15 protein-coding genes are annotated in these 21,822 nt (G+C 47.9%); 1 reads left to right on the top strand and 14 read right to left on the bottom strand.

Annotated elements, in window-relative coordinates; genetic code table 11:
• Nucleotides 1-76: 76 nt before the first annotated feature.
• The 6 genes from ACUTVW_RS00450 to ACUTVW_RS00425 form a co-directional block, all read right to left on the bottom strand.
• Nucleotides 77-1,582 (bottom strand): alpha-glucosidase/alpha-galactosidase, encoded by a 1,506-nt coding sequence (locus tag ACUTVW_RS00450; RefSeq protein ID WP_445643976.1) that lies wholly within the window; start codon nt 1,580-1,582, stop codon nt 77-79.
• A 219-nt stretch (nt 1,583-1,801) separates the two neighbouring features.
• Nucleotides 1,802-2,566: a carbohydrate deacetylase gene (locus tag ACUTVW_RS00445; protein WP_445643975.1), complete on the bottom strand. Its 765-nt coding sequence runs from the start codon at nt 2,564-2,566 to the stop codon at nt 1,802-1,804.
• 26 nt (nt 2,567-2,592) lie between these two features.
• Nucleotides 2,593-4,542 (bottom strand): beta-glucoside-specific PTS transporter subunit IIABC, encoded by a 1,950-nt coding sequence (locus ACUTVW_RS00440; RefSeq protein ID WP_445643974.1) that lies wholly within the window; start codon nt 4,540-4,542, stop codon nt 2,593-2,595.
• 200 nt (nt 4,543-4,742) lie between these two features.
• On the bottom strand, nt 4,743-5,594 hold the full coding sequence (gene licT / locus ACUTVW_RS00435; RefSeq protein WP_445643973.1) for a BglG family transcription antiterminator LicT: 852 nt from the start codon (nt 5,592-5,594) through the stop codon (nt 4,743-4,745).
• A gap of 284 nt (nt 5,595-5,878) precedes the next feature.
• The gene (locus tag ACUTVW_RS00430; protein WP_445644938.1) at nt 5,879-6,835 is read right to left on the bottom strand and encodes an AraC family transcriptional regulator; all 957 of its coding nucleotides are present in this window, start codon (nt 6,833-6,835) and stop codon (nt 5,879-5,881) included.
• Between the two features lie 53 nt (nt 6,836-6,888).
• Entirely contained in the window at nt 6,889-7,503 is a 615-nt protein-coding gene (locus tag ACUTVW_RS00425; RefSeq protein ID WP_445643972.1) for a Type 1 glutamine amidotransferase-like domain-containing protein, read from the bottom strand.
• A 197-nt stretch (nt 7,504-7,700) separates the two neighbouring features.
• Here ACUTVW_RS00425 and ACUTVW_RS00420 point away from each other — a divergent pair, with 197 nt between their 5' ends.
• A complete protein-coding gene (locus ACUTVW_RS00420; RefSeq protein ID WP_445643971.1) occupies nt 7,701-8,324 on the top strand; it encodes a histidine phosphatase family protein in 624 nt (207 codons plus the stop codon).
• Nucleotides 8,325-8,550: 226 nt separating this feature from the next.
• On the opposite strand, the gene ACUTVW_RS00415 is transcribed toward ACUTVW_RS00420, so the two are convergent.
• The 8 genes from ACUTVW_RS00415 to ACUTVW_RS00380 form a co-directional block, all read right to left on the bottom strand.
• A complete protein-coding gene (locus ACUTVW_RS00415; RefSeq protein ID WP_445643970.1) occupies nt 8,551-10,983 on the bottom strand; it encodes a rhamnogalacturonan lyase in 2,433 nt (810 codons plus the stop codon).
• Between the two features lie 790 nt (nt 10,984-11,773).
• Nucleotides 11,774-14,215, bottom strand: coding sequence for a glycoside hydrolase family 6 protein (locus tag ACUTVW_RS00410; RefSeq protein ID WP_445643969.1), 2,442 nt, complete (start codon nt 14,213-14,215; stop codon nt 11,774-11,776).
• A gap of 514 nt (nt 14,216-14,729) precedes the next feature.
• The gene (locus ACUTVW_RS00405) at nt 14,730-15,806 is read right to left on the bottom strand and encodes an efflux RND transporter periplasmic adaptor subunit (RefSeq protein ID WP_445643968.1); all 1,077 of its coding nucleotides are present in this window, start codon (nt 15,804-15,806) and stop codon (nt 14,730-14,732) included.
• A 74-nt stretch (nt 15,807-15,880) separates the two neighbouring features.
• Nucleotides 15,881-17,248 carry an ABC transporter permease gene (locus ACUTVW_RS00400; RefSeq protein ID WP_445643967.1) on the bottom strand — a complete coding sequence of 456 codons (1,368 nt, stop codon included), beginning with the start codon at nt 17,246-17,248 and terminating at the stop codon, nt 15,881-15,883.
• A 23-nt stretch (nt 17,249-17,271) separates the two neighbouring features.
• Nucleotides 17,272-17,961 carry an ABC transporter ATP-binding protein gene (locus tag ACUTVW_RS00395; RefSeq protein WP_445643966.1) on the bottom strand — a complete coding sequence of 230 codons (690 nt, stop codon included), beginning with the start codon at nt 17,959-17,961 and terminating at the stop codon, nt 17,272-17,274.
• A gap of 348 nt (nt 17,962-18,309) precedes the next feature.
• A complete protein-coding gene (locus tag ACUTVW_RS00390) occupies nt 18,310-19,467 on the bottom strand; it encodes a hypothetical protein (RefSeq protein ID WP_445643965.1) in 1,158 nt (385 codons plus the stop codon).
• Entirely contained in the window at nt 19,464-20,930 is a 1,467-nt protein-coding gene (locus ACUTVW_RS00385; RefSeq protein WP_445643964.1) for a sensor histidine kinase, read from the bottom strand. Before ACUTVW_RS00385 ends, ACUTVW_RS00390 begins: the two co-directional genes overlap by 4 nt.
• Nucleotides 20,927-21,640 carry a response regulator transcription factor gene (locus ACUTVW_RS00380; protein ID WP_445643963.1) on the bottom strand — a complete coding sequence of 238 codons (714 nt, stop codon included), beginning with the start codon at nt 21,638-21,640 and terminating at the stop codon, nt 20,927-20,929. The genes ACUTVW_RS00385 and ACUTVW_RS00380 overlap by 4 nt, the downstream gene beginning before the upstream one ends.
• Nucleotides 21,641-21,822 lie beyond the last annotated feature (182 nt).

Below are 21,822 nucleotides of genomic sequence, written 5' to 3'. Positions count from 1 at the left end.
CCTGACAAGCGAATACAAAATATCATCCACTTGTCAGGTAGCTACTTATCTAAAAAACAATTCGTTCCCTCACTCACTACTGCTGTACCTTCTCGCGATCCTTGCCTTTGTCCGACTCGCCCGCATTTTTGTTGGCGGCTTCCCGGTCTTGCTGCATCTCTTCTACCGTTTTGACCTTCAGACGCGCAGCGCCTTCGTATGCCTTGGTTGGAATAAGGTCTCCCGTAGCAAGTCTAGCTTCTGCAGCTGCAATGGCATCGCCATACTGCGGCAGCCACTGTGCCTGCGCAACCAGCATCTCATCGACCATCTGCCAGATTTCCTTCGGATTGCAGACCGCACCCACCAGTGGGTCCATCATAAAAGCCTGGCGCAGCAGTTTATCGTCCCCATGCACGGCCGCCTCCACCGCAAGGCGCTGCACAGATATGCTTACGTTACATACCGCTGCAGGACCGAGTGGCAGATCACCGATATGCGGAATCGAGATGCCGTTGCGATCCACATAACCCGGTGCTTCAATTATGGCATCGTCCGGCAAGTTCGAGATGACTCCGTTGTTCACCGTGTTAAAATGACCACGATACACACGTCCTGTCTCCAGACTTTCTATGATATAGGAGCCATGCTCCTCGCCACGTTTCTCCGGTATATATTGCATCGGGTCATCCTTCATCCAGTTCGGGAAATCTGTCTCGAACCAGTTGCGTCCCTCGGTACACACGCGCAGATATCCACCTGTTTCCCCGTTAATCCAGCTTTCCATGTCAATCCAGTCGTTGATTTCTTCAGGACGTTTGCGATACCATGGCACATATTCACTCAAATGACCATTCGATTCGGTACTGTAATATCCAAAACGCCGCAGCATATCAATCCGTACCTTCTCGGTGCGGCTGTACTCCGGGTGCTTCTCAAAGGCTTCAAGCAAGTCGCCCGTGAGATCCTTGCCCTCATGCGACGCTTGAATGTACCACGTTTGATGATTGATGCCTGCACAGACAATATGCACTTCACTCTTTTGCAGTCCGTACACTTCCGCAATCTGTTGATGTCCATGCTGAACCCCGTGACACAGCCCGATCGTCCGCACACCACCGTACTTGTTGCACGCCCATGTCATCATCGCCATTGGATTGGAGTAGTTGAGGAGTATTACATCCGGCGCACTCTGTTCGCGAATATCTTTGCAAATGTCCAGCATCTCGGCAATCCCGCGCTGTCCATACATAATACCGCCTGCACACAGCGTATCCCCAACACATTGATCCACCCCGTATTTCAGCGGAATATCGACATCGGTTGCAAAAGCTTCCAGTCCTCCCACACGAATCGTACACAGGACATACTTCGCATCCTTCAAAGCTTCTCTTCGATTCGTCGTGGGTTGGATCTGAATATTTAATCCGTTCTCGCGGATATCCCGCTGGCACAGCTCGGTTACCATGTCCAGATTATGCTGATTAATATCACAGAATGCGATCTCAATGTTATTGAACTCCGGTACGGTGAGCAGGTCACGCAACAATCCTCTTGTAAATCCAATGCTTCCCGCCCCAATGAACGCCACTTTAAACGACATGTACATGTCCTCCCGCAATCCGAACCTTCCGGCTTCGGTTAATGACTTGCTTCATGGTTTCATTGTAGCAATGGAGAGAAGGAGAGCGTTATCAAAATCATGACCTGTTTCCGAGTAAGGTGTCAAAAATCCTAACTTATATCTTCTTGTATCTTCTGATTTCTTCTTGTTCCCTCTTACACGTTCATACCTGCTAACGATGAAACTGGCACGCCTCTGCTACAACTGACCGTAGCTAATGAGTTGAATCCCCTGTTCTGTCACATATTTCTTTAACGCCGGATTGACCAATACAGCCAGATCATGTTCCCGTTCATCCACCAGAGATGAGATGTTGCGTAATTCTTCATCCGCATACCCCGGATGTCCAGCAATCTCAACGATGTATTCCGTATCCTTATACTGATCCAGCACCCCTCGCAACCATGATTCCTGCAATGAAGGCATAGCTGGATCACCACATAATGTATCCGTAGAGCGGATCCCTGCTTCCACAAGCTTCCCCTTCAACTCGTTAGATAAGATGTCATCTCTTCTCATGGGAACGTTATACTCCCGAGCCAGATCCATGACCAAGTCAAGCATTTGCGCATCTTTAACACTCACCCCATGATGGGTATCCAGATGATTCAACGTCAATCCGGAAGCCAAAAACTTCTCTATTTGTGCCTTCAGCTCGGCGCGTACTTCCCCAGGATCATAGGATGCAGGAATAAGCCCAGGTTTTCGATAGAAATGACCTGACTCGTCGACGATACTCTGAACAGCGGATGCTTCCAGCACCGGAGCCATGAATGTCAGATTCAAATGAACGCCCATAGCCGTGATGCCTGCTTCAAGAGCCATGACACTACTCTTCTCAAAATGTACCGAATTCACCAACGCCGAGGTATCTGTAATCAGACCCTGTTTCATCCCATGAAGGATGCCTTCGCTTACTCTCATGGTGATGCCATAATCATCTGCATTCACAATCAGCTTCATTTTTCTCCTCCCCTTCTCGTCTCCACTTAGGATCGGACAGATAACAGTTCCTCTTGGACAGCAACCGTCCCTTCTGACAGCAACGGCGTAATGACACGGAATTGATCGGAGTTCGTTACGACAATCGGAGTCGTCAACTTAAAGCCTTCGTTCCGGATCTGATCCAGATCAAATTCAATCAGTACCTCCCCCTTACGGATTCGGTCACCTTGCTGAACCTTCTGTGTAAAACACTTCCCTTTTAATCTCACAGTATCTATGCCGATATGCATGAGAATTTCGACGCCTTCATCCGAAGTAACCGCAATGGCATGTGTGCTTTTCATCGTTACGGAAACAACGCCATCTACCGGGGACACCAGCTGACCTTTGGACGGAATGATCGCTACGCCTTTACCCATCGACTCCGAGGAAAACACGACATCCTCCACGTCATGAAGCGGAATTACTTTACCTTCGAGCGGACTTGTAATCACGCTTTCCAACACTGCGTTCGTTTCAATTCCGGCAGCGTTTTGTTCCATTTTCCCCGTAGATGATCCAGATACTGAGTGCTGGTTACTTTCACTTTCACTTTTTCCTTCAACTGGGTTATTATCGTCTTTTTGTACCTTAGGATCTTCTCCAATCTGATCATTTTTCTTACTCTCGTAACCAAACAGCACCACACACAAGGCTCCGCCCGCAATGGCAGTCAACACGCCGATAATGTAGTACAACATCGGACTTTGTGCCGGCAGAGTGAACACATTGAGGAAGAAATTGAACACAACCAACTTCACGCCGAGATAACCCATCAGACCGCCGCCAATGGCTCCAGCGGCTACCAGATAAATGAGTGTTTTGCGGTAACGCAGAATGATACCATACAGGATAGGTTCGGTAACCCCCGACAAAATTGCGGACAGGAAGGATGAGCCGCTTAAAGCTTTGAGATCTTTATCCTTTGTTTTCAGGAATACCCCGAGACCAATACCCATGGAAGCCGCTACCGATGTTGCCGCAAGAGGTGCAATGAGATCTCCCCCGGCGCTCAGGTTCCCCATAATAATAGGCACCGTCGCCCAGTGTAATCCAAGCAATACAAGAAATGACCAGGTCCCCCCCAGAATAATACCTGCGATGACAGAGTTGCTGTTAATCAGGAAATTAACGATATCCCCAATCCACTGGCCTACATATTGCCCGAATGGACCAATCAACATGGCCGTGAGCGGTACCATAATGACAAGCGAGAAGAACGGAACTGCAAACAGCTGCACATTTTTGTGCATGATTTTCTTCAGAAACTTTTCCAAGACCGCATAGATGCTAACGGCGATAAACATCGGAAAGACCGACGAAGCATAGTTCATTAACGATACGGGGATCCCGAGAAAATGAGTGGTGCTTCCTGCTGCTGTCAAAGCCGTAAAATTCGGTTCCATCAATGCAGCCCCGATTGCGGCTGCCACATAAGAATTCACATTTAGAACTTTCGCAATCGTGATGCCGAGCAGAATCGGCAGGAAATAAAAGATCGAGTTCCCCGCTGCGGCCAATATAGCATAGGTTCCACTATCCACTGCAATCCAGCCTAGTCTTTCAAGAACAATTAACAGAGCCTTGACCAGGCCTGCTCCGGCAAATACCGGGATTAATGGCGTTAGACTTCCCGATATCAGACCAAATATGGCTGAGCGGATGCTCTTGTTTTCTTTCTCTGAGCTTCCACCGGACCCTGCTCCATCGAATTCCCCTTCGGCAACGATATGTTTGTACACCTCGGAAACGTCATTACCCACCACAACCTGAAATTGGCCACCGCTTTCAACCACCTTCAGGATGCCTGCTGTGTTTTCGAGCGTGTCTGCATCGGCCTTCCGATTATCGTTCAAGACAAATCTTAAACGGGTAGCGCAGTGCGTCAAAGATTGAATATTTTCCTTTCCTCCAACGCGGTCTACAATGTTTTGTGCTAATTTGAGATGATCCATGTTGTTTGTTCCCCCCATACATTTGTTAATTCCTACAGTTCACGTCTTGGCTTCATCATTTCGGATAACATATTACGATGACAAAATAAAAACCTGAACTGAAGCTCGTCTACTGACCTTAGTCAATACACAAGCCTCCGTTCAGGTTTCGCCTGCCGAACAGTCACAATCCCTTCATATCTAGTTGTATTAGCATTTCTTCATTCTTCCGCCACATCATACTCACGGTTCGTGACCCGGTGAATGTGAATCATGAAATACACCATCTCTTCATTCGTTGTTTTCTTCTCGTAGTTAATCTCCAGGTAGTTTCTAATCTTTTTGGCGCACGCATACGATTCAGGATACTTGTCCTTTACATGATCATACAAAGAATCTCTCTCTTCTGGAATCAACTCATCATGCAGAATTCGGTAAGCAAAATACCGCAGATGTGTGAGGAAGCGACTGTAATTAATCGAGCTTTCGTCCAGTTTAATTCCAAAATGATATTTCACAATATTCGCCAAATCATTAACAATCTTAGTCATCTGATAGGTTTGTTTCATATCCTGCCCACGCTGCTGTGCATTGACAAAATGCAGGGCAATGGAACCGGCCTCATCCTCCGGCAGTTTCACACCTGTTTTCTGTTCAATAATGTTTAGCGCATTCAGGGCAACTTCATACTCGGCTGCATAGAACTTTTTGATCTCCCATAGCAAAGCATTCTTGACAATAATGCCTTCTGGAAACCTTCTTATCGCGAAGCTGATATGGTCCGTCAGGGTGATGTAGATGTTGTCACTGAATTTGAGGGCAAGCTGTTGTTCGGCGTATTCAATAATTTCATTCGATAACTCCAGGTGTTCGGTTGGAATCTCACCTATCAGACCCATCAGTTTATCAGACGTTGCTTTTTCAACCACAAACTTTTTCTCTACTTGTGAGAAATCAACCACATCACTGTTATGTTTGTTATACCCGATCCCTTTTCCCATCACGATCATTTCGTCCCCGTTATCATCCGTCAGTAAAATCACGTTGTTATTAAAGATTTTCCTTATTTTCATCTGCATCACCCCCAACTCATCACATGCTTACTTCATTACTATTCCATAAAAACTTTAGAAAAATCTCCCATAAAAAAAACCTAAATTGAAGCAGCAACATGTACATCTCATGTCTACTACGAACAATTTAGGTATCGCCTGCCGAACAGTCACAATCCTGAATATATGCAATTTAACCACTATATTATCAACAAATGTGTTACTTCTGAACAAAGGATATCATGAATACCCTTTCAGTTCAACATTTAGTTTCTACCCTGTCTTATCAGCCTCAGGCGTTGTGACTACTCCGATTCCTCCGGGTAACTCCACTCTATTCGCTCCATGGAACCCCTGTATTGTACAGGTGTCTTACCCGTATACTTTTTGAAAAGCATATGAAAATACTGCCGACTCCCCACACCCACATAGTTTGAAATTTCGGAGATGGGAATATTGGTCTGTTGTAACAACATCTTGGCCTTCTCCATCCGCAGCATCGTGAGATAGTCAGTGGGTGTCCACTGCATATAATTACGGAAAATGCGGTGCAAATATCCTGGATGTAAATTGACTGCGGCCGCAATATCCTTCATCTGAATATTGCGGTCCATATTGTGATGCATGAATTCAATCGTACGTTTTACATACAGTTCTGTCTGATCCAATGTGCTTCGTTCCATCTCGCCTCGCAGCCTCGCAATCCGGACGAGTAACTGGATGAAAAGCGTACGCACCAGCGTTCCCTGCTCCAGGGAGGTCAGATTTCGGGCTTCACGATGAAGTGTACGCTGATCCAGTTCAAGCACCAGACTTTTCATCGTGTGATACACTTCTTCCGGGTCAGGCAATACGAGATAAGGCGTGGCATGGGTCACAAAATGATGAACTGCCTCCTCCTCCAGCGCGAGCTGCCTTAAGGTAAGTTGTCCAGATGTAGTGCGTGCAAAACCGAATTCGACATTAAGCATCCGGCACGGCACACCATCCTGGACTAACAGGCGATGGGGAACCCCGGCATCCAGCAGGATGAACTGTCCTTTTTTCAACACCGCCTGTTCTGAGCTTCCATCTGCCATCATCACATCCACTCGGCACATGCCCGTAATGATGTACATAATTTCCGTGGAATCATGGGTGTGATAGGCCATCTCATAATCATGCCATTGTTTATAATAATAAGCGAAAAAACGCGGTCCCCAGTCTTCTGTCCGAAGGCGTTCCTGAAAAAGACTGCCTGAAAAGGATTGTGTCTGATCCATCCCCATCCTCATAACCTCCCTTCAAGCACTATATGGAGTGCGGCCGATTGGCTTTAGATTTCAACGATTCGGTACTGATCTCCATCCATAACAATGACTTGGGAGTTCGTTATAGGCACAAGAGGTAATGTCGACTGATACTTATCCATAACTTGTGCTGCCGACTCTACAAATGGGGCACAACCCACATGTGGTACGGGGTAGAAATCAATAGAATGCAGTCCTTCGTAGCTAGACAAGTCTGGTGCTACCGCGCAATCATCCATAGCCTTCACATAGGCGATATCAGGGGCGAGGATGATGGAACCTGCTGACTCCCCGATATATATTTTCCCTGCCTGGATGTGAGCTTGTATGTACTTCTCTGCTCCACTTCTGCGAAGCTCCTGTAATAGAAAAAAGGTGTTGCCACCCGACACGTAGATCAAGTCACTTTGTTGCAGCTTCGTTGCTACCTCTTCAGAAGTTGCCGTAGATACTTCTAATTCTTCTACGATAAGTCCGTATTTCTCAAGCGCCTGTTTACCCGCATGTACATAAGCATCATATGGTTCAGGTACAGCAGCAGTCGGAATAAAGGTGACGCTTCTTCCTGCTAACGTCTCTCCCAGTGTGTTCAATAAGCTTGATGTCTCTTCAAAAGAAGCGGACAAAAACAATTTTTTCATCTTCATGACCTCCGAGTCTTATTTAGGTAATCGTTGAAAGATCAGATGGTACCTGAACGTATTGCAGTGTTACAAAAGTACATATACACTAATCATGTTCTCGTCATGATAGGGTAGTTCGGAAATCCCTATAGGCTACTATTATATAATTTTCATCCTGTCAGCTCCAAATCCATCGTTAAAGGAGATTTCATATCATGAGTACAACCTTTTATCTGGTCAGACATGGTGTCAAAAAAAGTGATATTGGCGACGTGCCACTTACATCCGAAGGTAGCCGTCAGGCTCAATTGACCGCCAGACACTTCGCAAACGCTCCATATCCTATCCACCGGATCGTCGCGAGTCCACTTCGCCGAGCTCAAGAAACCGCCGAAGCGATTGCTTCCCTTACCGGGTCTGACGTTGCAGAAGATGCGCGCTTGCGCGAACGCGCGAATTGGGGCGATGATCCAGAGCAGACTTTTGAACAATTCGTCTCCTTATGGGATCAGTGTACAGCAGATCCAGAGTTCATTCCACATGTTGGTGATTCCGCCAAACAGGCAGGTACACGCCTGGCCTCTTTGCTTGACGAGCTGGCTACGCAGGCGCCACCCGGCAGTCATATTGTTTTGGCTACACATGGCGGTCTGATTACCGATTTCCTGGTGCAGACCTTTTCCGAGCAAGAACTGAACAGATGGCATCCGAATTTCCTGGTTGAGCAGAAACGCCTCGTTCCCGAGTGCTCCATCACCAAGTTGATGGTTCAGAATGGTCAATATACGCTGGAATCATTCGCTTCCGCAACTCACTTGATCGAAGATGTGGAGAAGTAGTCTAACGTACTAATTAACGTGGTATGTAACGTAATAATTAACGTAACACGTAACGTGATATGTAACGTGGTATGTGATGTGATATGTAATATATTATTTGATAAGCATCTAACCATACACATCAAAAAAGCTCTGGAATGTCCCTCCGTTATCATACACAGGAGAGAATCCCAGAGCTATATGCAGTTAGCTTACATCATTCTCTTTCTATCTCTAAGCTGACAGTCTATTTATTCCCTTTGCCTTTTCCCGGGGTATAGAAGTTTGGCAGTGTTACCTTCGACCAATCGATATCAGATGCCATGTAGAAGGATGGATAGGAAGGCTGATTATACCCGCTGTTCTGTCCGGCAATACCTACACGGTACATCGCGTCATGCATCAGCGTATACAGCTTGCGGTCCGTCTTCTCGGTGCTTAGATAGATACGGATGGCTGAACTATCCGCCGTACGCACCAACATTTCTTCACGCCAGTCTCCGAATACATCTGCAACCAGCGAAGGAGTGCCTTTGGTATGGTTATTGGTTAAGGTTCCCGTTGCGGTCAACAACGTGCCACGTTTCCAGTCTTTGATCGTAGGGGTGACATCGATGGCCCCGTCTACGATTTGGGTAGTCATGTCGGCAGCCCAGCGAATGCTCATATTGGTTCCGGGTGTCTGATCACTTATTTTTTCACCCTGTGCCGTCCATAATCCGACAGCCCATGTCTCCAGCCCGCGCCGGGTTGGATCCACATCTCCGACCATACCGCGTCCGGTATCTTTACCCGTATATCCGCCATAGATCACTTCTCCGGTCTTCGCATCACGCAGAGAATATCCATACGGTGCCCAAGGTCCACCCTCATGCACCATAAAGATCTCCAGTCCCGGGCGATCCGGGTCAATATCCGCGACATGCAGCGCATCCCCGTGGCCCAGACGGGCAATCGTTCCCGGTGCAGCACTCTCAGGCGGCATTACATCTGTGGAACTGTACAGCACACTGCCATCGTGGTCAATTGTCGCGGAGCCGTAAATAATCTCGTGTTTGCCATCACCGTCCACATCAGCCACACTGAAATAGTGCGCACCCTGCGTTGTAATTGAACCATATTGCGGATCTGTGCCATCCACACCGTGCGGCCCGTCGTTAAACGGATTTTTCATCGGTGTCCAGCCGCTATCCACGTACCATTCCTTTTTCAGCTTTTTGCCATCCCAGTTGTAAGCTGCCATGGTGGAACGAGTATAATATCCGCGTGCAAAAATTGCAGACGGTTTCTTGCCGTCCAGATATGCAACACCCGCCAGGAAACGGTCTACCCGGTTTGCCGGTTCAATGCGTGCCATCGCATAATCGCCCCACATCAGGCCGTCATCATGGCGTTCCGGTTCATAGCGGACGGTTTGCAATTCTTTTCCCGACTTGCCTTCAAATACGGTAATATACTCCGGCCCATCGACAATAAAACCTTCGAACTTGCGAAGTTCGTTACGAGCGCTCCGCTGCGGTGCGTATACATCTATAAAATAGTCGGCCAGACTTTCCGCGTCCTGCTGGGATAACGGATAGCTGTACTTCTTCTCGATCCCAAACGCCTCTTCCAATGTCGCAGGCCATTTTCCTTTCACAACCTCTTCGTGTTTATGCCAGTTCCGGAACATATCGACCACATGATTGTAGTACCCCTCTGCACTGAGGCGATAGTCGTCTTCGTGTGTCACCCCTGCCTTGCGGTCTTCCTTCGGCAACGTGATGTACTTCTGCGAGGTTGGTTTGCCCTTTTTGTTGTATTTGATGATTTGCGTACCCGGAGCAGTCTTAAACATCAGTTCAGCCTTGCCATCTCCATCAAAATCATAGACAAGCATCTGCGTATAATGCGCTCCCGCACGAATGTTAACCCCGAGATCGATCCGGTATAACAGTTGTCCGTCCAACGTATAACAATCGACGTAAGTGTTACCCGTGTATCCTTTTTGCGATACGTCCTTGGCGTTGGATGGGTCCCATTTCACAAAAAACTCGTACTGACCGTCCCCGTCCACATCACCGACACTCATGTCATTGGCACTGTAGGTGTACGTTTCACCCGCAGGCGTTACACCGTCAGCCGGCTTTTGCAAAGGAATATCAACATAGCCGTTCGCCCAAGGTTTGACGGATGCGCTGCGTTTGCTTTCTTTACCTTTGCTATTCACAGCGGCAACTTCGTAACGAGAAGATGTCGTGCCTGTGGTGTCCACATAGTTGGTGCTGTCTGTGACCGTTGCGATCCTTTTGCCATCCCGATATACGTTGAAATCCGTCCCGGTCAGCCCTTTGTCGCTGTACCCTGTTGCCTCATCCCCAAGTAATCTCCAGCTTAGAAAAACACCTTCCGACGTTGAAGCTGCTACCAGCCCCCGATCCAGCTTCTCTAGTTGAATGCCCTTTCCGTGGCTGCCTCCCTTGTCTTTGGCATGCATCTCCACTTCCATCACACCACTCCCCTGAGATGGGGATTGAGATTGGGAAGCATCCGCTCCGCTGATTCCGGCGGTTCCACTCAGAATCAAAGCCAAACTGAGTGCAGAGGACAGTACTTTGGCCCCAAGAGGCAAGTGTGGTCGTTTGGCTCGTTGGCTACTGCTAATTTTAGTAGAGGTACCTTGTATTGATTTTAAGTTCATCAACCTTCACTCTCCCTGGTTAGAATGGGTATGGATACTTCTACTTGAACATGTTGATGGTCTGGTCTGGTCAGTTTCGTGTTCATGTTAAGGTCAGGTTCATACATCAAAGGAAAAATGGTTACGCTTACATAATGAAGCGAAATGAAATTTAAGAAAGAATTTAGTTGGCCTGACGTAATTCTTTCTCCAGTTCCTCCGATCCCCCTTCCACTTACTTCACTCACTTCACTTACTTTACTTACTTCTTAGCAAGCGTTACCGTCCATCGGGTACTATTATAGACATCCTCGCTGCCTAACCATAGGCAAATATCCGTCCAAAACGATCAATATTCAGTGTATCTCTGTCAAAGTGTATAACGATGAATGATGAAAAATGAACCGTTCTCAAAGTCTTATCAGTATAGCTCATTCTTCCAAACCTTCGGATAACACTCCAAGCTCATCTATCCAATTTCACTTTTTCAACAAGCTGGCTGCTACCCAAAATTTCTAACGATCTCCACGGAGCTTATTCAGTCGTTTTAAGCCACAATTGAATTCTAACGATCACCAGTAACCTTATTTCCCTCCAAACCAGGCAAATTACATTAAAGTCACCGAAATTCATCACAATAGCGTCGCTACGGATCGTTAGAATGTATTCATGCCTCTTTTTCGCCAAATAAGCCCCCCTGTGATCGTTAGACAAAAACAGAGCTGCCCCCGGTCAATGGATGACCAAGAAACAGCCCTGTTTAGATAAGTTGTGTGTAGACTCACACGTACCTTAGCATCAAATGATGATATTAAGGCTCAATTCCCCATACAAGGCTACCGCCTTGATAAAGTGTGACTTTGTCCCAATCCTGATAAGACGTTTTGGTTGGATCATAGGAATAGTCATTGCTCTCGTCAAAGTTGGACCAATCCGTTTTGAACATGCGAAGCTGAATATCTCCAGACTGCCCACCCGCAGCAATGCTTCCCGCGCCGGACTTGAAGCTCAGCTCGACATATCCATCCCCAAAGGTACGCTCGATGTTAGCTGCGCCAACCACGGCCCAGTCAATAGAGGAATCCATTGCCGCTGTACCTTCTTTGGTGAAATAATAACGAAGTTTCAGATCGCTCAGATTCACTGCGGTGCTGCCCAGGTTTTTGATGTTGAACAACGGTCTGATCTGGTTATCCGTTGCATTGGTATCCCCTGCACGATATTGCACCACCAGATCACTTGTTGGTACAACTACAGCCGCTGGTGTCGCAGAAGCTACAGTTGAATTAGCACTTTGCCCAGCTGCATTCACAGCACTCACCACATAATAGTAAGTTGTGCCATTCGTCAGCGAACTGTTGGTATACGACGTTGCAGTTACATTGGAAGCTACCGTCGTGAATGGGCCTGCTGCCGTCAGTGCACGTTTTACATTATAACTGGTTGCACCTGCCGAGGCTGTCCATGACAGGCTCACCTGCGCGTTGCCAGCTGTTGCTGTCAAGGCCGTTGGCGCCGCAGGAGCTGTCGCAACTGCTGCCGGTGTCGCCATAGCAGATGCGGAGTTCACACTCTCGCCTGCTGCATTACTTGCTGTCACGACATAATGGTACGTTGTACCATTCGTCAATCCAGTGTTCGTGTAAGTTGTTCCGCTGACATTGGCAGCAACCGTTACAAATGGACCGGATGCCGTCAGCGCACGTTTTACCGTATAACTTGTCGCACCTGTCGAAGCCGCCCATGTCAACGTCACTTGAGCATTGCCGGCGGCAGCTGTTACTGTAGCCGGTGCTGCCGGTGCTGTATTTCCGCCTGGAGGGTTACCTCCACCATTCTCAGAAAGTACAGGGAACGAGTTCTTTACCAGCGCTACAAACTGATCATGGAACCAGTGACCTGATACTGGCGCGTTAGGCAGTGCACCTGTCAGCACTCCATCTTTCGTTGTAAACGTTGGATCACACATCCGGTCGAAGCCTTTACCTTCATTGTTCGGAATTTCGGAACTGGAACCATCGGATTCACCTGGAGGTTTCACCCATACATAGGCATCCAGATGCGCTGGTCCTGGAGCAGCCTTCGGTGCTTCACCGATACCTGCTCCGCTCGCATTACACCAGTTACCCCGGTGCTCCCGGCGATCCACACGACCGGAGTTCACATAATCATTGATGTTGCTGCCCGTAGCAGTGGCTGGACGATTCACCCCGCCCCATCCGTTACGGCTGGTATCAATGAGGAAACCTGTGCTCGCTGGCCATCCTGCTTGTACGAAATCAGAATACAACTTGGCTGTGAAATCGGTCTCGTCAAAATACGGATTCCATTCATAGAACTTGGCCGAACGGATCGGTTGACCACCGATGTTCAGATCCGGGTTGGACAGATTCGGTTCAGCGAGCGGTGTTGTATTGGCTGTATTGGTAATAAATCCGTCCGCACTGCTCAGTCCTCCCAGCGTATCACCTACCACATCGGTATACAGAGCTACCGCTCCAGAACGGTTGTTATCCCAACCGAGCCAGCCGGAGTGACCGATATCCAGATAGTTGTATACGTTTGGAATGGCGTGCAGCTTGTCCAACGTATATTTAATACCAGCTTCATAGATCCCGCTTGCAGCCGCTTGACCACAAGCAGGTGTGCTGAGGTTGGTTACCAGGTTAGGCAGACTATCTGGCTCAATAACAGCGATAATGCGAATGTCCTGGTATTTTGGATCAGCAAAAATATCTGCAATTACGTCAATGTAATCCGTTTTATACGTCTGCAATGCCGCCTGGGTTAAAGGAAGCTCCCCGTTAGATGCAAGGGCATGGCAGTCCCGACCCGGCAAGTTGTAGATAACGAAAGACGCCGTAATAGGTACGCCTGGCTTCTTCTGAGCAAGCACTGCATCGAGATGCTCTTCCACGCTCTTGCGGCCAGCGTTCTCGGCCCCGCCGTAGATGGCTGCAATACGGTCAATCCATACCGCTGTAGGATAGGATTTTACCGTTTCCATCTTTGCTTTCAGCGAAGCATCACTGGTAATGGCGATAGAGGTATCCACCAGTGCAGAGTAGTCCTCATTGAGATAAGCCGTGGCGCCAACAAACGGATTGTTCACATGCGCCTCCGCTGCCTGTGTCACACCTGGAGACATGCCAGGGAAAATCCCTGCTGCAAGCAGCGCAGCTGCCATCATTTGTTTTACACCTTTGCGCAGCAGCTTCTGGCCTCTTGATTTCATTTTCAATGTTTTCTTCATAGTTCCACCTTTCCCTTAGATAAGATTGGACTCGACTCATGTCTGTTCCTCTGTGTAGAAGCAGGATGCATGGCACAAAGTGCATGAAAGAATGTGTGGTGTTACGGTCACCTCCATAGGCAAAATAGCTTGAGTTAAAGAGAGAATAAACGTCGGGTGTGTTGGTAGAATTGCTGTGTGAGCGTGTGTGGGGGTCAAATCATGAGAGTATACGTGGTGGCGTAGTTGATCCATGTTCTTGGGATTGAAGAGTGAAGAAAATGTTGAGTCCATAACGAACCTTGCCGTAAGCGCTTACGAACTAAACTTTGAAAAAATCTTCATCTCACGATGGCTGTCTCTTCACCTCCTTATAGTGTGATTATACGACATGTAAATATTACTGTAAATTGAATTATATAAATTAAATTATATTTTTTTCCACATGAAAAGAAGGATTTCTCTCCCCTCCCGCCACAACAGAGAAAAGGCCCATTACGGTATAAACCGCAATGAACCTTATGTAAGGGCGACTCTATTGAATAACAACAACATCCCCCGGCTTCAAGCCGCTAACAACCTCGGTTTTATCCCCTGACTCCATACCTGTTTTAATCGTATGCTGCTCCGTCTGCCCGTTTCCTTTATCCAGTAACACGTAAGGTTCGGGCTGATCACGCATAATGGCAAGGCTGGATACGACCGTCACTTTGTCCTTGCGCATGGTTTCAATGTCTCCTTCCAGACTGACACCACCGTACATGCGAGCGTCCGGCTTCAGATCAATGACCACATCAAACTGAGAGGCCTGCTTCAGATCGGTATCCGAGCTTTTCCGGGCAAACTTGGACACCTTGCTTACGGTTCCCGTAAATTTCAGATCCTTCTGCGCACTCATCCGCACCTGTACCGGCATGCCGGCCTTCAGTCTGAACATCTCTTCCTCACCAACAATGGTCATGAATTTCATCTTGCCGGTATTGGTGATAGAGCCGATGAGCTGTCCTTCCGTAACTGCCCGTGTTTTGCTCTCCTGATCGTTCAACTGAAAAATCCCCGTGGTCCCGGCATACACCACCGCTTTGCTCATCACGTCCTGTTTCTTGCGTATTTCCTGCTCTTTGAGAACCAACGCTTTCTGACTCAGTTCGTTCGCGAGACGTTTGCTCTCCCGATCTGCAAAAGCCTTTTTGCGCTCCTCCTCCGTTACACCTAACGTTTCGGTCATGCCGGCCTGATTGATACTAATCTGATTCATCTCCACATCCAAGCGAGCTTTGTCCAGATCACTCTGCATCTGACTGACCTCTGTCTGTAGTGCCGACGTATCCAGCGTGAACAGGATGTTTCCCTTCTTCACTTGCTCCCCGTTCTTGACATGCCACTGTTTAATGTTGGAAGTATATGGGGCAAATACGTCCGTCTGCTCGGTATATACCGATTTCCCTTTTACTAGTATCGTTTGTGTCATCGTCTCCTGCGTTACATCAAAGGTGATGGGCGGTGGAGCTTCAACCGGGGCTTCGGGCTGGGGCTTGTATTTCTCGTACGCCCAATACCCTGCACCTGCCATAAGTACAACGGTAATGATGATGCTGATCCATTTCTTCATGCGTTATATTCCCTTTCACTGATAAGTTTGAGTCTGAACATAGTTCTGAAGTTCCGCTCGCTTGTCTCTCGCGATCACATCGATTTAATGACGCTCAGTGCATTCGTACGAGACGCACTGATTGCCGGATAGATACCGGATACCACACCGACAAGCACGGCAAAAATAATGCCCATCGGCAGTGCCGACTGTTGAATAATGACCGTCATCGGCCCGCCTGCCTGTTCTGCCATCTGATTCGCGAGCAGCTGGTTCACCCCTCCAAGCGCGGCAAACGCAATACCTACACCCGCCACACCGCCAATGAATCCCAGCATGGCTGCTTCCACTATAAACATCTGACGGATCTGCCACAGATTGGCGCCAAGTACCTTCATAACCCCAATCTGCTTGCGCCGCTGATGCGTGGACATGATCATTGCCACAATAATGGACAGTGACGCCAGCACCATAATAAAACCGCCAATACCAATGGCTGCTTTCTGATACATCGCAAGCTGTCCAGCCATGGCCTCTTCCTGAAAGAGATTACTTTGCGTATTTAATGTCAGCTTTTTGATCTGTTCTTCAACCTGAGCCACATGCCGCTTGTTGTCCACCTTCACCAAAGCGGAGTTAAGACGTTTGAGCGCCGGGCTGTCCGCTTGTTGCAGTCCAAGTTCATCCTGCAGGGCTCGCGCCGTATCCAGCGGAACATATACTTTTTTGTCACCCTGTGCACTCATATCATCCATATTGGCAGGTTTAATCAATTCCCCCGATACACGAATGGTTCCACTCATCTTGGTCTTTCTGCCATTCGTAAAATCCTCATACCGAAATTGAATGCGCTGCTGCATCAGTTGATCCTGTTTCATCATCATCTCGTTGTATTGTTGCAAAAGATCATTGTTATACGGATCGGAATTCAGCTGTTCAAACAACTTCTGCGTCACTTTCTGATCGATAAATCCATAGGTGGCGCCATAATTCACAACGGCAATTCGGCCGTTGCCAGCACCGCTGCCTTGTGAATACTTGTATCCAAAACCGTTCAGTGTCCCCATTTCCGTTCCGATTACTTCCACATAGGAGCTGCGTCCATCGGGAAGCACCATGTCCAGTGCATCCAGCTTTAACATCGGAGCTACGGCAACGACATGTGGAAGCCGCTGTATAATTCGAATTTTTTCCATGGTCAGCGCGCCGCGTTCAAACTTGCTTTTCGTGCCTCCGCTGCCATTCCCCGTTTTGATCCCCTCGTTCGGGCTGATCGTAATTTCGTCCATCTTGTAGTTATCGTTCAACGTTTTTTCGCTATATGTCTGCACCGACTGACCCACACTCAGGGCAATAATCATCGCTGCCGATCCAATCGACAGACCGACCATACAGAGCAATGTGACCACTTTACGCCGAATGATCTGCCCCCAGGCCATGCGCACTACGTCCCGTATTCTCACTGTTCCTCTCCTTTTGCCTTATCTCATACACTCTGCAACCGGGCAGACTGTTCAACCAGTTTCCCCTGCTGCAACGTCAGAACGACCTGCATCTGTTCCGCTACCTCACTTTCGTGTGTCACAATGACAAAGGTCGTTTTCATCTCTCTGTTCAGCTGCTGCAAAATGGAAAGGATCTCTTCCTCGGTCTCGGTATCCAGATTGCCCGTCGGTTCATCTGCGAAGATGACCGAAGGCTCCGTAATGAGCGAGCGGGCGATACTGACCCGTTGCTGCTGACCGCCCGATAACTGGGAAGGAAAGAGGTTGGCCTTCTCACCCAGCCCCACCTGCTCCAGCAGGCGTAACGCCTTTTCTTTGCGTTTGGATGGTCTGATCCCCATAAATACCAAAGGCAACTCTACATTTTCCCGGATGGTCAGATTGGACAACAGCTCGTAGGATTGAAAAATAAAACCAATATGGCTACGCCGGAACTCCGCCAGACGATTCTCGCTGAAACGCACAATATCCTGTCCTGCGATCCAGATCTTGCCTTGCGTTGGCTTCATCAGTCCAGCCATCAGATTCAGCAGCGTGGACTTGCCTGAACCCGAACTGCCCAGCAGAGCAACCATCTGCCCCTCTTGAATCGTCAGATTAATATCTTGTAGCACCGGAACATCGCCCTGTGCATTGCGGAAGGCATGGGATACATGTTCAACTTGAAGCATTCGTGCTTGTCTTCCTTTCTGTTTCCTGATTATGTATTTCTGTGTAACATGCAATTAATTATAGTGTGAAGATGTATCGTGGCAGGACGAAGTTGTAAACAACTTGTAACATGTCAACACAAAAAGCCCTGCGGCAGAGCGTATAACGCTTGCCTGCAGAGCCCGTATTTTTTATCCACCACCTAGGGCGTGTCTTGAAACCTACTGAAGTGCATCTTTTACCCCTTTTTCGCCCCCTGCTACGTCACTTCCCCTTGACGTGCCCCGGCACGCCTGCGGGAAACTTCCTGGCTTGGAACGAAAATTCGGCAAAATTGGCTTTCTTCAGCGTTTTCAGACACGCCCTAATTACCACGCTTTGAAGCTAAAACGATACAACTCGCTTTTGCTGGTGGTGCTACTCGCCAGGAACAGTTCCTCCTCAAACCACTTCAGTTTAATAAAATGGTTGATATTCCGGTAGATGACAGTATCAGAGGACAGGTTCTGATCGTTCAGGAAGGCGATATGAAGCTCATTTTTCTGGTTCTCCAACGTATTCACATAGGCAATTCGGGATTCGTCAGCACTCAGATCAAAATTCCAGAATGTGCCCTTAGCCAGCAAACTGAGCTTTTTCTTCTCCGCCTGATATCGATACAGCCCCTGTACTTGGTTCACTTCTCCTTGAAAAATCATATCCCCGTTTTTCAACAGGTGATATTGCTGAATATCCTTCAATTGCAAATAGAGAGATACATCAGGGTTCTTCTCCAGCGAGACACGATAGACGGCAAAATCATCTTTGTGCATGACCAGAACATACGCCTGCTTCATATTCTGACTGATTTCGAAACTGTCGATGACGATATAATTCTTGCCCGTTTGATCCTCATGTGTCTCAACGCCGGCTTTCTTCATCATCGCCTCATCGGAAAACAGGATCTGTTCCTTGCCCGTTTTCAAATCGGTCTGGATGAACCCACGCTCATCATGACTTATAGACATATCGTTACTGAGCAACTGTCTGTAATAGGCGTTTTCCTTGCCCAGTTTGCTTCGTTCACCACTCTTCATATCGTACATAAAGGACGTGCGCTGGGCTTGACCCGAACGATACTGAGCATATACCAGCTTGGTTCGATCCGGGCTCAGTACAACGCCAAAATCAGTGTTGTTGCTGATCTCTTTCACCTGGTTATCATCCAGATGCAGTTTCAACAGCCGCAGTCCCGAGAATGAATGTTCTGTGCTGTTTACAACGATCGTATTCCGATCAGCGATATCAAAATCATAGATTACGAAATCATTCGGAATCTTTGTCGCCGATTCAATCTGGATGGTACTGCTCGCGGGTGGTGCCAGACGACTGTTGAATTGCTCGCCAGGCAAAATCACAGTACGCGGTTTGAGCTGACCCATGCTGAACAGGCTGCCAATCCCGAATATGCCACCAACAAAAGCAATGAGCAGTCCGGACAGCATCAGCTTATCGCGATGTTTACGCCAGAAGCCGGTATATTTCATGTGTTTCGATCCCCCGGCAGGCGGATATGGACTTGTGTCCCTTCCCGCATGATGCTTCTCATCTCCACTGTTCCTCCATGACGCTCCACAATGTTTTTCACAATGGACAGCCCCAGACCGGCGCTGCCTTTTTCGACACGGTTCATGCCCTTGTCTTGATAAAAGGGTTCAAACACATGATTCAGGGCTTCCGCACCAATCCCCTCTCCCTGATCTCGAATCAAGATGGCAATGAACTGCTCTTCCCGCGAGGACTGCACTTCAATGATCGAATTCACATCACTATACTTGACGGAGTTATCCAGCAGGTTCAGGAATACCTCTTTCAACTTGTCTCGATCTCCCTGCACATACAGCTCTTCTTCAAGCTCATAATGAATGCCGATATTGTACTTGCCTGCCTTGATGGACATGTCCTCACATGCTTCGCGGATAATCTCCGAGACGTCAACCCGTTCGAACCGGTAGTTCTCAATAACCGCCGAGGAGACCGAGACTTCCAGAATATCCGCAACCATCGTATTCAGACGCTGGCTTTCCTTGATAATATAATTCATGCCCTTATCGAAAAAATCCGGGTCTGTGAATCCATTATCCCGCAAAATCTGAGCATAGCCCAGAATGGTCGTCAGTGGTGTTTTTAATTCATGTGTCACATTGTCAAAAAAAACCTTGCTTCGTGCCTGCACTTGTTTCACTTCGTCCCGTTCTCGCTCAATGACATCAATCTGCTCCCGTACCCGGTCAATCATGACCGTGAAACTCGCCGCCAGTTCACCAATCTCATCCTTCGTTGCAATCTGAATATCGGCGTTCAGACTGCCTTGCGCTACTTCGGCAGAACGTTTCGTCAGCACACGAATGGGCTGTGTAATTTTCCGGGAAATAAAAATCGAAGCAATGAACACAAACACAAATATCGTTGCTGCAAACAGCTTGATCGTATCCTGAAAACGCATATTGCGCTGGTACAGGTCGGTATAATCCTTTTCAAGTTGCACAATGCCAACGAGTTGCTGGTCACTCTGTATCGGGAAAGACAGGCTTGCCATGACCCGTCCTTGATCAACTTTTGTCGTATAGGCAATTCGGGATTGCATCGCTTCCCTCAAATCTTCTATGTCGGTGTGTTTAACCCCTTTTCCTGCACTGGTACTGGAGCTATAGGTGGAGGCATCGGGGCGATAGAGTGTAATTTTCCCGCCTACAGCAGAACCGATCTGCTCTTCCAATTCCCGACTGCCAGCCTCAAGCGAATCTTTGCTGATGCGTTTGTTATGGATGAGAAAATACTGATTCAGCGCGATATCCAGATTTTTTTTGGATTGCACCATATCCTCTCCCACTTCACGATACATATTCTCTTGAGCGACCTTGTTGGACAGGATCAGCAGTGCAGAGAATCCAATAAAAACGATGACCGAGAACAGCACCACCATTTTGAACTGAATGGTCCATTTCATGTCTGCACCTGAATATTCAGTTTGTACCCTACGCCAAATACCGTTTCAATCATCGATATGCCTTGATCGCCACTATCCAGCTTTTTACGGATACGCTGAACATGGATGTCCACGGTACGGGTGTCTCCTGCAAAATCAAATCCCCACACTTTGTCCAGCAGCTCCGAACGTGTATGTACTTTGCGGTGGTGGTTCACAAGAAAGAGCAGCAGATCATACTCCTTGTTGGTGAGCCCTGCCCGTTCTCCATCCTTCCACACTTCGCGCTCATCCTTACGAATCTCGATATGTTTGCCTAACCTCACGACTTCGTAAGACTGATTCTCCAGCGTTTCGCTGATGAGGTCAATTCTGCGGAAAATAGCCCGGATGCGGGCAACCACTTCGCGGATATCAAAAGGTTTTGTAATATAATCGTCTGCCCCCAGCTCCATGCCAAGCACTTTGTCCAGCATATCTGACTTCGCGGTGATCATGATTACCGGGATTTTGGAGTTCACAGACAACTGTCTGCACACATCAAATCCACTCATATCCGGCAGCATCAGATCCAGCAGAATCAGATCAGGCCTCGACTCCCGCAGAAGATTCAGCCCTTCCCTGCCCGAACCCGCCTCTTTGATCTCGAACCCTTCCTTGCGAAGGGAATAGGACAATATATCGCGAATGGACTCTTCATCCTCGATGATTAATATCTCTTTTGGTCTCATAATACATTCGTAATCTCCCTGCTCTATGAATTTCATCTGCCTATATTTTGTATCCCAAGTTGTCTGCTTGAACAGAGGAAATCAAGAAATGTTACAACTCCGATACAACTCTGAACCTTTTGGAAACAACATCCCGCTATACTTGCATTAACAGAACGCCAAACGGACCCGAACTAAGGCTT

The sequence above is a fragment of the Paenibacillus sp. TSA_86.1 genome (genome assembly GCF_052691815.1).
The sequence above is the reverse complement of the archived record's forward strand: the minus strand, read 5'-3'. Positions and strand labels throughout refer to the sequence as shown.

What these genes read in the sequence shown, in the direction of transcription:
- ACUTVW_RS00450 (WP_445643976.1), bottom strand. Translation starts at nt 1,582, where the DNA reads ATGTCGTTTAAAGTGGCGTTCATTGGGGCGGGAAGCATTGGATTTACA.
- ACUTVW_RS00425 (WP_445643972.1), bottom strand. Translation starts at nt 7,503, where the DNA reads ATGAAAAAATTGTTTTTGTCCGCTTCTTTTGAAGAGACATCAAGCTTA.
- ACUTVW_RS00445 (WP_445643975.1), bottom strand. Translation starts at nt 2,566, where the DNA reads ATGAAGCTGATTGTGAATGCAGATGATTATGGCATCACCATGAGAGTA.
- ACUTVW_RS00410 (WP_445643969.1), bottom strand. Translation starts at nt 14,215, where the DNA reads ATGAAGAAAACATTGAAAATGAAATCAAGAGGCCAGAAGCTGCTGCGC.
- ACUTVW_RS00415 (WP_445643970.1), bottom strand. Translation starts at nt 10,983, where the DNA reads ATGAACTTAAAATCAATACAAGGTACCTCTACTAAAATTAGCAGTAGC.
- ACUTVW_RS00385 (WP_445643964.1), bottom strand. Translation starts at nt 20,930, where the DNA reads ATGAAATGGACCATTCAGTTCAAAATGGTGGTGCTGTTCTCGGTCATC.
- ACUTVW_RS00380 (WP_445643963.1), bottom strand. Translation starts at nt 21,640, where the DNA reads ATGAGACCAAAAGAGATATTAATCATCGAGGATGAAGAGTCCATTCGC.
- licT (WP_445643973.1), bottom strand. Translation starts at nt 5,594, where the DNA reads ATGAAAATAAGGAAAATCTTTAATAACAACGTGATTTTACTGACGGAT.
- ACUTVW_RS00405 (WP_445643968.1), bottom strand. Translation starts at nt 15,806, where the DNA reads ATGAAGAAATGGATCAGCATCATCATTACCGTTGTACTTATGGCAGGT.
- ACUTVW_RS00440 (WP_445643974.1), bottom strand. Translation starts at nt 4,542, where the DNA reads ATGGATCATCTCAAATTAGCACAAAACATTGTAGACCGCGTTGGAGGA.
- ACUTVW_RS00420 (WP_445643971.1), top strand. Translation starts at nt 7,701, where the DNA reads ATGAGTACAACCTTTTATCTGGTCAGACATGGTGTCAAAAAAAGTGAT.
- ACUTVW_RS00395 (WP_445643966.1), bottom strand. Translation starts at nt 17,961, where the DNA reads ATGCTTCAAGTTGAACATGTATCCCATGCCTTCCGCAATGCACAGGGC.
- ACUTVW_RS00390 (WP_445643965.1), bottom strand. Translation starts at nt 19,467, where the DNA reads ATGAAATATACCGGCTTCTGGCGTAAACATCGCGATAAGCTGATGCTG.
- ACUTVW_RS00430 (WP_445644938.1), bottom strand. Translation starts at nt 6,835, where the DNA reads ATGGATCAGACACAATCCTTTTCAGGCAGTCTTTTTCAGGAACGCCTT.